7 protein-coding genes and 1 pseudogene are annotated in these 12,670 nt (G+C 54.6%); 7 read left to right on the top strand and 1 reads right to left on the bottom strand.

All coding sequences use genetic code 11. The features are described 5' to 3' along the window. The first annotated feature begins 201 nt into the window (after positions 1–201). The 4 genes from ACIOTN_RS10660 (at position 202) to ACIOTN_RS10645 (ending at position 9,521) form a co-directional block, all read left to right on the top strand. Entirely contained in the window at positions 202–1,011 is an 810-nt protein-coding gene (locus tag ACIOTN_RS10660) for a hypothetical protein (RefSeq protein ID WP_402735319.1), read from the top strand. Positions 1,012–1,846: 835 nt separating this feature from the next. Then, positions 1,847–8,815: a DNRLRE domain-containing protein gene (locus tag ACIOTN_RS10655; RefSeq protein ID WP_402735318.1), complete on the top strand. Its 6,969-nt coding sequence runs from the start codon at positions 1,847–1,849 to the stop codon at positions 8,813–8,815. Positions 8,816–8,817: 2 nt separating this feature from the next. Further along, positions 8,818–9,231 carry a hypothetical protein gene (locus ACIOTN_RS10650; RefSeq protein WP_105658543.1) on the top strand — a complete coding sequence of 138 codons (414 nt, stop codon included), beginning with the start codon at positions 8,818–8,820 and terminating at the stop codon, positions 9,229–9,231. 95 nt (positions 9,232–9,326) lie between these two features. Beyond that, entirely contained in the window at positions 9,327–9,521 is a 195-nt protein-coding gene (locus ACIOTN_RS10645; RefSeq protein WP_286134333.1) for an ATP-binding protein, read from the top strand. 224 nt (positions 9,522–9,745) lie between these two features. Here ACIOTN_RS10645 and ACIOTN_RS10640 read toward each other — a convergent pair. Further along, positions 9,746–9,871: pseudogene (locus ACIOTN_RS10640) on the bottom strand (N-acetyl-gamma-glutamyl-phosphate reductase); the annotation flags it as partial. Between the two features lie 649 nt (positions 9,872–10,520). Between ACIOTN_RS10640 and ACIOTN_RS10635 the strand changes: the two are divergent. From ACIOTN_RS10635 to ACIOTN_RS10625, 3 genes are all read left to right on the top strand, one after another. Then, positions 10,521–10,844 (top strand): hypothetical protein, encoded by a 324-nt coding sequence (locus ACIOTN_RS10635; RefSeq protein WP_146112322.1) that lies wholly within the window; start codon positions 10,521–10,523, stop codon positions 10,842–10,844. A gap of 702 nt (positions 10,845–11,546) precedes the next feature. Beyond that, positions 11,547–11,759, top strand: coding sequence for a hypothetical protein (locus ACIOTN_RS10630; protein ID WP_146112323.1), 213 nt, complete (start codon positions 11,547–11,549; stop codon positions 11,757–11,759). Then, the gene (locus ACIOTN_RS10625; RefSeq protein WP_402735317.1) at positions 11,756–11,953 is read left to right on the top strand and encodes an AAA family ATPase; all 198 of its coding nucleotides are present in this window, start codon (positions 11,756–11,758) and stop codon (positions 11,951–11,953) included. The genes ACIOTN_RS10630 and ACIOTN_RS10625 overlap by 4 nt, the downstream gene beginning before the upstream one ends. The last annotated feature ends 717 nt before the right edge of the window (positions 11,954–12,670 follow it).

Here is a 12,670-nt window from a genome sequence, read left to right as displayed (position 1 = left end):
GGGCTCGGGATACTGGGAACGTAAAACTGTTCCAAGAAGACAAAGCTGAATCCTGGTGGTGGGTTTCGTGGAGGGACCATGTTGATGTAGATGCTGATGGCCGAATCGGTACCACTGAGATCAAGCGCATGCAGGCCGATGTGAACTGCCGTGTTCTCTAACTAAACCGTTAGATCCTATTCACACACTTAGGGTTCAAGTTTGTTCTCGTCAAATTATTCAGAGCCGATGTTCATTGGCATTTGGGAAGCCAAATCGAGCGTGCCGGCCGATAGGTCTTTATCCGACCCAGTTGGTTTCCTCAACGACTACTCCGAGTTACTGTGGGGCGTTGAAGATGAGTCAGTGGAACGTGCATGGCTGGTCAACGATGCGGGTAGCCGGGATGACTTTCACAGCTCGGTGAACGCGCCGGATTATTGGTTCCAGGTAGGTGTCCGAGCTGCTGCGGCTAACGCAACTCTTCCATGCTACGCATTGACTGTTTTAGCCGATACTTTTCGATCTGCAAGTTCTAGTCCTCTAGCACATGTTGATTTTGCCGTTCCGCTCCAACAGCTAAAGAATCTCAATTCCGGTGTGCTCCCATCAGAGGGCCTAAGTGGAGTTGTTGGACTTGAGACGAATGAGAATAGACGGGATATTTCGGTCGAGGTACTGTCTGGGCATAAGAATGCTTTCTCTGACGATGTTCTCAACTCTCTCGCCTCGCGGATCTCTACTGCCCTGGCGATCGAAGTTGATTCCCGTTGTACCTTCTCGAAGGAATCTCCACCGATTTCTGATGGTATTTGGAATGGACCAGGGGTTGCTTCTGCTCTGCTCTCCTTCTCTTCTGGTCTTCATTCATTACCTTCTATTGGGTGGATGACAGGTTTAATAGCCGAAATCCTTGCTTCCAACGGCATCGATCATCCGGTATACATATCGTGGAAATTTTCCGAAAAGACCAGTGGCTGGCCAATGCTGTTTCATAAGATGCAGACACGGTTTCTTGGGTTCTTGCGGTGATTGCAGCGCTTAATGGATGAGTGGTGACATGGCGATGTACTTGGTCCTTTTCCGTCCGGATCTGCTGCAGGTCTCTCGGCGGGGATGCAGGCTGGTGATTTCATCACCGATGCCGTGGTTCCGATCACTACCAGCAGGCGTACGGGTCGCACTATATTAGCCGCTGCCGGTGGCGTCCGACCTCGCCACGGCAGGAACTTTGAAAGGACGGTCCCTGACGATTCGCCCAACGCGGGGAGATCGCTATCCTCCACGCAACACGAAACCCGGTACCCGTTATCGGGCAACCTCCGCTCGTATGCTTGCCTACGCGCGGGCCAGCCGGCCAAAATCGTCCCCCGGTTATTTTTCTGCCGGCCAAATGCAATGAAGCGGGGCCAGCCGGAAAATCCATCAACCCGCCAGGGCTGCGCAACCCACGAAAATCTTGGGCCGGAAGAAGCGACGAAAGAGCGCGGCCCGAGAATTTCTGGGTGGAGCACGCCCGAAGCGCAGCGAGTGGCTTGTGGGTTTGGAGGTGGCCCGTACACTCCGAAGGACAGCAGCAAAAAACAGGAAAAGACCGGACGAAGTCCGGGCCAACAGCCGGCCGCGCCAGCGGACGCCCGATCCCTTCGTGAATGCAGACGGTCCCTTAGCTGTTAGTTAGCCAAGCAAGATTTAGTCACAGTTTGGCTACAATTTCATTTCTCCATCAAAAATTGCATTATGTGACGTGCCCCTATAGCAGAATCTATGTGTTGGCTATGTGCCAGCTTAATTTCTTATCGAAAACGGGGTCATGGTGCACCACTTACTTGGGGATACCTCTGCACGCTTGTGGACAGATTTCACAGTGCGCAAGAGGAGAATCCTGTCTGCCATCGCGATAGGCAGCACTTCAGCATTGCTGGCATCGAGCCTTTTCGTTCCCTCTGCTTTCGCAGACGAGGAACCGCAGGGTACCGAGCAAACCGTCGAGGACGTCACTGAACGCCCCGATGGGGTTTCAGCCCAAATTACGGCCAAGGCCACCGGTCAGCGCGTCGAAGACTTGTCCCTCCGCACGGCCACCGAACAGGTGTTCGCCAACCCGGATGGAACCTGGACGTCCGAAACGACCTCAGCGGCCCGCTTCAAAGAAGGAAAAGACAGCTTCGTTCCCCTAGGCGCCGACGGGGAACTGACCGACACCGCATCCCCGGTCGTAGGTGATGGTACCGAGCTCACCATCGCGGACGGAACCGACGACATCGGCGATGGCCCCACCCAGGATTCGGTAATCCTCGCTCAGCTGGAGTCCACCGGTGAGCACGAAGGCTCCACCTTGAAGCTGGGCTGGGAAGGTGAACTACCTGCCCCGCAGATCAGTGAGAACCAAGCCACCTACACCGAACAAGTGCAGGTGCCCATCATCGAAGATCCATCCGGCGACGTCATGCCACAAACCTCCACAGTGGACCCAGTCCCTTCGGACGCTCCTTCAGAGTCTCCCACCGAAACGGAAACTCCCGAGGTCAATGAAGAGCAGCCCGAAGAGGATGAGGATGCAAAATCCTCAGATTCAACTCCGGAGCCTTCTGAACCCGCAAGCACTTCTTCAGAGCCGGCCACCGAATCAGCGGAACCGTCACTCGAGATGCCTGCCGGACCCCAGTCGGTGGACGCCAGCGTGGTTGTCGAGCCGCTGCGGTCGGGCTTCTCACACCGCACCGTCCTGGAACAAGCCCCCGAAGGGGACGTGTCGCTACGGTTCCCCATCAAGCTCTCTAAAGGTTTGAAGCTCACAAGGGACAAGGACACCGGGGACCTTCGCGCCATCAACGGTAAGGGCGAGACTGTGTTCTTCGCCCCGGCGCCAACGATGTGGGATGCCAAAATCGATGAAGCATCCGGACTGCATCCTGCCGAACGCACCGTGGACACCACGCTCACCGAAGAAGATGGTGTCCCGGTGCTCACCTTGAACGCTGATGCCGCCTGGTTGCAAGATCCACAGCGTCAGTACCCGGTCACCATTGATCCGACTTGGTCGTCGGGTGTCTCTGATACGTGGGTTCAGGCCGATGTCCCGGGCTCCAAGGCCGGCGACCCGGAACTGCGTGTAGGCACGTTCAACGCCGGCGCATTGAAGTCACGTTCGTTCCTGCAGTTCGCTTCCTCGGCCTTGGATGGGAAGAAGATCACCAAAGCCGAACTGAAGATGCATAACTACCATTCCTACTCGTGCACCTCCGCCCCAGTGAAAGTCCAAAGACTGACCAGCGACTGGATTTCCTCCGATGTCCGCTGGACCAAGCAGCCCACCGCCACGACCAGTGGTGAAGGGACGAACAACGTCTCCAAGGGCTACTCTTCGAGCTGCGCTGCAGGATACGTCTACTACCCGATCACCCCGATCGCCCAGTACTGGGCAGATAACCCCACCAAGAACTACGGGGTCCGGTTGATCGCAGCCGATGAGACAAACAACTACACCTGGAAGCGGTACCGCTCAGCAAACTACATTGCTGGTGCCAATGATCCAATCGAACCGCAGTTCATCGTCACCTACAACTCCTACCCCAGCACACCTTCAGCAGTGTCCTTCGGCGCAGGCGAGTCCGTCAAAGACTCCACCGGAAAGCTCTGGGTGAACAAGAAATCCCAAACACTCCGTTCCACGGTCACTGACCCGGACGGAGGAAAAGTCAATGCCGAGTTCGACATGACCGGCACCAGCACCCTGAGCAAGCAAGCTGGCTCATCAGTCGCTTCCAAACAGGTCTCCATATACAAGGCCGCACTGAAAGACGGCACCTACACCGTCAAGGCCTGGGCCAATGACGGCACGCTGAGGTCCAAGGCTGCCGGACCTGCCACGACGTTCACCGTTGACACTGTCGCACCATCCGCCCCAACGATCACCTCCACCGGCGGAATCGCTAACAACGGGTGGCTGCCTGCGAAGCCCGCTTCGAACACCTTCACGTTCAAGTCCAACGCAGATGCCGCCACGATCTCCTACCAACTGAACGACGCCCCCTGGAAGGCGCTCAAGCCCACGGCCAACGAAGCCAAGGTGGCACTGAACCCGGTGGGGGCGAACGTGCTGCGGGTGAAAGCCACAGATTTGGCCAACAACACCTCAGGAACCACCACGTGGACCTTCGGCAACGGCGTCGCTTCCCTCAGCTCTCCCGCTGCCGGTTCCACGACCTCGGATTCATTCAAGGTCACCGGTCAAGGGCCCACCTCCTCCACCGGTGCGGTCACGCCAAAGGTATATTGGCGCGAAGCCAACAGCGCAACGGCAGATACCTCAACATACGGCGCAACTGCAGGCTGGTACGAAGCGGCAACACTGGCAGAGATCGCAGCGGGCCAGCCCGTCAAAATCGACACCATGATCGATGTCGCAGCAGCTCCGGCAGGCAAACTCAAGGAGCTGGGCAAAGACCGGATTGCAGCACTCGTAGAAGTACAGGTCTGCTTCGACTACGCCGGAGCACCATCAACTTCTAAGCTGCAGTGCACCACGAACAAGTCCAAAAAACCAGTCCAGGTCACCAAGCTGCCGCACGCCTTCGGAGACAACTACCCCGTCGCCGAGGCCGGCGACGGCCAGGTCGCACTGACCACCGGCGAACTGAACCTTTCCGAAACCGACGTCGAGGTCAACGCCGGCAATACCGGCCTGTCGGTGAGCCGCTCCTACTCCTCCTATTCCGGGATCGGAGCCAATTCCCGCATCTTCGGCAAAGGATGGCGCGCCAACATCGAAGGCCCCGACGAAGGGCTGGCAGGATTATTGGTCGCCGAATCCACCGCAGTGGACGGCTCCATCACCCTGGTCAGTGACGATGAAACCGCAGCCGTCTTCCGCCAGCCAGGCAACGGCCGTGTGTCGTTGAAGACCGGAACCTACACGCCGGCCAACGAAGACGCCACCGCTTCGGGCTGGAAGCTCGCCCTGTCCGGCTCCGGAACCAACGCGCGGATCAAGGTCACCGAAGAAGACGGAACGGTGACTACGTTCAAGCGCGGTGCCAACTTGGAGGGTAACCCCAAGATTTGGGAATGGATCACCGAGACCGTCACCGGCGGCAACGGCACCGGGACCAGCAAATTCGTCTCGAACACGGCCGGCCAAACCACCATGGTCATCGCCGGCACCGAAACCAACCTCATCTGCGACACGGCGACCCTCGTACACACTGAGGCAACTCCGGTGAAGGGATGCCGACGCATCAACCTGTCCTACGACACGTCAGGCAAAATCACCAAGGTCACCTACACCGCCTGGGACCCAGCCAAGAAGGCGATGGACACCGTAGGTATTGCCGAATACGGGTATGACGGAACCAGCCTGGACGCACGACTGATCAGTGTGAAAGATAATCGCACCAGAGACACCACCACCTACACCTACAGCACTGACTCCAAAGCCGGGGTACCATTGCTGGCTTCCACGGAAGAGAAAACAAGCTCAGGCTCCCGCGTGGATGCTCCCACCTACTACACCTACGGCAAGGCCAACGACTCAGACCGCTCCGACTGGCTTGAGCTCGTCGAACGCGGCAACGCGACCGACGGCAATACAAAAGTCCAGACTGCGCGCTTCGTCTACGGTCTTGACGTCGTAGGCGATGGGAAGAACACCCCCAACCTTTCCGAAGGCCAAGTCAAGCTGTGGGAGCAAGAAGGCACTAAACGACCGGTCACGGGTTACGCAGTATTCGGGCCAGGAAAAGACGTTAAAACCTCCAAAGCATCCTCTGTCACCGCGGCTGATTTCAAGTATGCAGACCTGCACTATACGGATCCGCAGAACCGCGTCGTCAACACCGCATCCTATGCGGCAGGCGCCTGGCAGATCACAGCCAACGTGTTTAACGCGGACGGCAATATCGTTCGTGATTACGATGCCCGCGGCATTCGATTCATTTTGGCTGCGGCAAAAGACTCATCCAATATCAAGGACGGGGTACTCAAAAGCCATGAAGACTATGCGTCCATAAGCGTCTACTTCGCTGACTTAGCGAAGTTCGTCGATAATGAAGGCAACGGCCTCTCAACCAAAACCGATGCCACGGAAAAAGCTGCAGAAATCGCCAAGAATGAGGCGACCGCCGAGTTCCTCCGCGGCTACGTCACCGACACCTATTCACCGGTAACCACCGATGAAAACGATGAGCCCTCCCGTGTCCATACCAAAACCAGCTACACGCCGATCACGGATGTGGACGCCGGGGGCATGCCGCGCATGCTGCCAACCACGGTAGTGACTTCAAAGGCCAGCTCCGGGAAAACAGAACCAGATGCCACCGGGGAACCTATCATCACCCACGTGGAGAACGGCTATAACGCCTACACGACCGACAAGAACGGGAAAGCCGCAACAGACAAGAACAACCTACGCTCAGGTTGGGTGGTTGGTTCACCGACCAAGGTCACCCAGGTCATGGCTAAAACTGCGGATAATATCGTCACTGAAACCCGGTTCGACGACCAGGGCCGCGTGATCGAGTCCCGGCAGCCGAAATCCGCGGGAGCCGATGCTGGCACGACGAAGAGCACCTACTACACCGCCGCAGCGAATGCTGACGATGCTACCTGCGGCAATGCTCCGGAGTACGCAGGGTACTTGTGCAAGAACACCCCGCAGGGCGCCGGGTCGGTAGCCAAGCACCAGACCGGATTCAACATCTATGGCCAGCCGGCCACGTTCACCGAAGCCTCGACCGGGACCGATGGCGCCAAACGCACCACCACCCAAACCTACCGAGCCGACGGCCAAGAGCTGAAGACCACTGTCACCACCAGCGGCATCACCACTACTGCGGTGCAACCGGCAGAGAAGCTCTACGACGCCACCGGCGTACAGAACGGGGTGCGCGCGGTAGCTTCCGGCTCACTGCCGCAATCCGAGATCAAGTGGACCCAGGACTTGTGGGGACGCACCACCTCCTACACGAACTCACTAGGAGAAACGACCACCACCGAGTACGACGGATTCGGCAACGTCTCCAAGACGGTCTCCCCTGTCTCGACCACCACGTACAAGTACGGGGCACTGTCCAACGATGGGACCACCGAGTATCAGGGTGCGGTCACCAGCATGACCGTGTCCAAGCACGGCGGCACCAGCACCGCCACTTACAAGGCCAGCTATGACGGGGACGGCAACGTCCTCACCCAGGTCATCCCCGGGGGCTTCACCCAGAAAATGGACTACGACGAATCCGGCAAACAAGTCCGTCTAGCCTACGACGGACCGTTGAAAGCCGAAGACGGAACCACCTCGAACGGGACCTGGATCGCGTGGGAACTGAACCGCGACGTCACCGGACGCATCATGGGTGAAACCACCCCCGAAGGCGACGTGCTCGCAGGCACCTCAACCGCAGGAGACCGCGGCGCAGCCTACGATCGCGCGTTCACCTACGACCGAGCTGGACGACTCACCGAAGTCAAGGACATCACGGCCCAACCTGGTGAAACACTGAATACAGACTCCGAGGAAGGTGCCGTCACCCCCACGACGGTGCGGAAGTATGCGTTTGATAAGAACGGCAATCGGACCACGCTGACCACCACGGTCAACGGCACCCAGACCGCCAAGCGGACCTGGGCCTACGACGCAGCAGACCGCGTCGGCGTGGGCGCTGGGTATGTGTATGACGGGTTGGGACGGCAGACCACGGTTCCTGCAGCGGATGCGTCAGCAGCTGCCAACGGAGTGAAGGCCGGGGCTGGGGCGATCACGGTGAAGTACTTCGCCGATGACGCGGCCGCAGCGATCACCCGCAACGGCACCACGTCAACCATCGCCCGGGACCCGTCAGGTCGCCGCCTGACGGTGACCTCTACGGGAACCGCGGCTGCAGGAACCGAAACCAAGCACTACGCCGATGATTCGGATAACCCTGCCTGGAGCACCCGTAAGCAAGGTACCCAAACCATCACCACCAGGTACGAATCCACCATCGGTGGAGACCTGGCGTTGACCATTACCGGGAACACCGTCGAACTGGCCGTGAACAACCCCCACGGGGACGTAGTCGCGACCGTACCGTTGACCGGTACCGGTGCAGGGCAAGGTATCACCGGATGGGCTCAGTACGATGAGTACGGCAACCAGCTCACCGAACCAGTGAACACCGGCGCCACCACTTACGGATGGCACGGAGCCGATGAACGCGCAGTCGACATGAGCGGGCTGATCCTGATGGGAGCTCGACTCTATAACTCGGTCACTGGCCTGTTTACCAGCCGCGACCCAGTTGAAGGCGGTAACTCGACATCGTATGTGTACCCGCAGAATCCAGTAAACGCTAACGACGTATCTGGGGAATGGGGATGGTGGGACACAGCTGATGTTGTGCTTACTGCAGCTTCATTCATTCCTGGAGTAAACGCTGTAGCAATTCCGTTGCGAGGAATTTCCGCTGGAGTACGGGCTGCGCGTGCTGCGTATCATGGGTATAAATTGTACAAATCAACGCGAATCTCTAGATCTACCTTCAAAGCGGCGAGATTAGTCCGTACTTCGAGATATGGAGGTAGTGCAACCTACGGAAAATCCGTAAGTAGAAAAGTTTGGAAAAAAGCAACGAGAATACATGCCGGAAGAAGAGGCCATTATGTAAATAATTATGGCAGCAAGGGTGGAAGTATTATGAGTTCGCGTGGTCTACGCGGATATCGAAATCCCGCAGCAAAGCAAGGCAAGCGGGGAAAATACGGAAACCTCGAAAGGTATTCCAAGCGCCCTTCTTCCAAAAAAACTTCAGGATACCCAAATAAGTATGGAAATTATCACGTAAAAGTCAGAAGGTGGTAAAATTGGCGAATTCTTCTTTTCTCCACAGGATATCCATTGATTTTATGGAGGAACCCTTTCATGGCAATTTCGCAGGCGATGAGCCGGAAGAGAACCTAAGGTATCCCCCGAATCAATTTTTCGGGCTTGCTGGAATGCCTTGGGCAACTATGTATGAGCTTCGATTAAGTTACCGGAAGCTAGGACTGGAGATTTTCTCTGAAGAAATTGGGAATGTTTTTTCCATCAGGGTTCGGTCGCCGCAGTTTGCAGAAAATGACAAAAGATTTATTGACAAGCGTGCCATCGAATTGGATTCCTTTGATGATCGGCAAGCTAGATTGGCGATCTCTAATGTAATCAAAGCTTCAGGAGGGATCACGATTCAGTCCGCAATTCGCAAGTTGGAAAATCATTTCTTTGTCGATGAGCTTTAAAGCATTATTGATTAGTATGAAGTGCGAATACAAATACTCCCGCATTTCACAACAATTAATATCTGTAATTATTCTGGCATATTGCCAGTGAGCTGTTGAATATTCTGTCGGCTCGGGAGCATCGGGGGTCGACGATCGTCACTTTGGAGTTTGATTCGGAGGACTGGTATCGGTCGTTGTATGATGCGGTGGTTGCTGAGTCGATTCTGAATCGGTTGGTTTCCAAGAGTGAAATGATTCAGCTCGATGGGCCGAACATGCGCCGGTATGAGTACATCACAAGTCATTAGAACACCATAGAGCAGTAAACGGGTGGTGGTGCGTGGATTTCTCTGATTTCGGAGTGCTATCCGGTCCACGTACTACTGCTACCGTTTCGATACACAGGTGCTACCAAATACTCCTGCTAAACACTGGCTCCAACCATCGTGTATTAGCAGACGTATTTGGAGGCACCTGTGCGCGTATCGAATAGCTCTAATGTACGACTGGATAGCGCTCACTACGCATTGACGCCGGCGGTGCCCTTGGTGAGGTTATCCAGGGCCAGCGAGACTATCACGCGACCGGCATGGGCGTCGAAGGCCAGCTGCAGCTGGGCGTGATTTGAACCCTGCACAGCGCCGGCGGTTGGCCGCTGGCTACGCGTTGACGGGAACATGGCCCTAATGGATTTCAGTGTAATAAAAATGGATAATTTGCTATATGTAATGCATGCCACAGTTTCTGCCTTGGTTCTTAGTGTGATAATTTTTCAAGATTTTCGCTGGAAAAATGAATACAAAATGAAGACGATTGCTACTTACACTGCGGCCCAAGTGTTTATTGAATTGGCGATAACATACACCATCTGCCTCAATATATCCTGGCTTCTGGCTTCACCATTTGACCCACTGGGTCCCTTTATGGATAGTCCAAGAAAGGAATTTGACCCTTGAGCTTCTGATTACTATTGGAAACTCAAATCGCGCCGAAGACCTACTATCATATTTTGGCCAGCGCTGGTATTACACTTCAGGATTAATGCATTGTTTGTTCCATCAATGTTCGGTATCGATTCCTTTGGCTATTACATTGAACTGTAAATGATTGAATATTTCACGTAACCAGCCAAACCTAAGTATGGTGTGGAAGAATCTGCAACATGTGTATTTTCTTATCTTAATTAATCTATGAGATTCATTCAATACTCAGGTCAAAAATAGGCGAACTCACGTGAAAAACCACGGGCATCGAGGGCAGTACTAGTGGTAAAAGAAGAACTGCAGACGCGGATGAGGCGGTTACAGATGATTGAAAACGAGTCCTCCCAATCGCACAGTTGGAACCCCGGTATTGAAAATTTTAGGTTAGGCGTCGACGTCTTCGTTGGGTGTATGACCAGTGGCGTATGGAAAAACTACGAAGTGATAGTTTGTATCCTCGGTCACGAGCCGGAAATTTTCTGGGATGTGAGTTTCTTACCGGGTAGAGAACCTCTTGGGGAGGGAGGAGACAATCACGATCCGCTATTTGAGTCTGAAATTGAGTTGTCCGAGGCACTTATGGGAAGCGAAGTGCAATGGTCAAGTCCAGTCCAATCATTTCTCAGAGCGGAAGAATACTATGGCTGAGCAGCCAAAAATAGTTCACGGATGGTGAACCGAGCAGCGGGGTTCCTACCATAGCGGAGATCTTCAAGCAACAAGCTAGTTCACCGGGATTACGGCAATCAGCTTATCGAACCGCTGAATACCGATGCGATGACATATGGTTTGCATGCCGCCGCTGAACATGTTGCCAACATTGGCGACTTGATACTGATGGGTGCCCGACACATTAGCCATAAACGGCGACGTGGCGACTCATTGAAATTGTCCAGACACCGTCTGGACAATTTCAATGATCCGTATCATAGATTGCAACAACGCCTAGTACAATATTTCCAAGATAAATTGTGCGGTCTCAATATCGGTCGTTAATGACACACCGATCTGTGGGGATCAACCAAAACTCCTGACATTCGAAAACACAACAGATTTTCAAGCATGTTTCGTCGCAAAACCCAGTACCACAAACTATGTGTTGCTATAGTGGCCACTCCACGAGTATTGGTACATTTGATCCCATGGGACACCGCCTCTGATACGCCAGAGTCTCCACCGGCGACCAAGACGCGCAACTCCAACACAATGCACTAGTTCCTTTATGGCGCGCCCGGGACACTGAGTACTGCTATTAGAGATGTGCACCCTCAACTGCGAAGAGCCACGTAATGAATCGCGCGGAAAATGGAAATGCCCGCGGTTGACGACTCCAGCTTTCAGAATGAACACATGATCAATTCTGAGAAAACTACGCCTGATGAGGCACCCGGGGACGAGACCGTTCATTCCGTTGTAGATCGAATCATGATCGATTTTGGACTCTCTTTGGAAGAAAAAGACGGCTTCGTAGGCCTAGGCTCAGAATTAGCTACCCTTTTCAGTCGCGTCAAGGTGCCGAATGAAGCTGAAATACGCGCAGCGCTTGAAGGAAGCGACAAATGATCAAGGTTGAGAAACTGCGTGTGAATAACTTTCGGGGCATCCGCTCGTTTGAGTTCAAAATGAATCAAAAATCCTTCGTAGTTGCGGGACGAAATGGGACAGGAAAGAGCGGAGTGATCGATGCACTGGAGTTTGCGCTCACCGGATCTATCACACGCTTAACAGGCAGCGGGACGGCGGGGGTTTCAGTATAGTCCCATGCGCCCCATGTCGACATCGCCGAGACTCCTAAAGATGCCTGGGTCGAGATGACATTCACCGTTGTAGGAACCGGTTCATCCCACATTCTTAGGAGGTCCGTTGCAACTTCCCGAAAACCAACCATCTCCCCAAAAACACCCGAAGCGGAAGAGGCACTCGAATGGATGCTCAAGCATCCCGAGTTTGCACTAACACGAAGGGAGATTGTCTGCTTTGTGCTGGCTGAGGGTAGAAGCCGAGCTGACGGTGTCGCGGATTTGCTCGGTCTTCAACGCATTGGGCAAGTGAGGGCGCTACTAGTTCGAGTGCGAAATGCAGATAAACGAGATTATGCAGGTGCCGCAACCGTTCTCGCCAGTCGAGTGAGGGCATTGGTTCATGCCTCGGGAATCGAAACTTTTAACCCTGAAACGCTATCAAGAGCCATCAACGCAAACAGAACAAAGCTAGGGCTTGCGCCAATAGAGGATCTAACGCCCGAAGCGATCATCGAAGGGGTCGATTCATCCCCGAGCAGTTACACTCCATCAGCAAATCGAAACGAATGGCTGCAAAGGCTCTCAGCTCTTCATTCCACCGTGGAAATTGCTCTTTCGACTAACCTCGATGGTCTATTAGACCAATTAGTTGAGGATGCCGCTGATAGATCAAATTCAGCGGAGTTCATGACGGCATTAGAATCAGATGCTCTTCTAGATTCAGCGTTGGAA

It is taken from the genome of Glutamicibacter sp. NPDC087661 (assembly GCF_044743275.1).
Lineage (GTDB): Bacteria > Actinomycetota > Actinomycetes > Actinomycetales > Micrococcaceae > Glutamicibacter.
The sequence above is the reverse complement of the archived record's forward strand: the minus strand, read 5'-3'. Positions and strand labels throughout refer to the sequence as shown.

What these genes read in the sequence shown, in the direction of transcription:
- ACIOTN_RS10630 (WP_146112323.1), top strand. Translation starts at nt 11,547, where the DNA reads ATGATCAATTCTGAGAAAACTACGCCTGATGAGGCACCCGGGGACGAG.
- ACIOTN_RS10635 (WP_146112322.1), top strand. Translation starts at nt 10,521, where the DNA reads ATGATTGAAAACGAGTCCTCCCAATCGCACAGTTGGAACCCCGGTATT.
- ACIOTN_RS10625 (WP_402735317.1), top strand. Translation starts at nt 11,756, where the DNA reads ATGATCAAGGTTGAGAAACTGCGTGTGAATAACTTTCGGGGCATCCGC.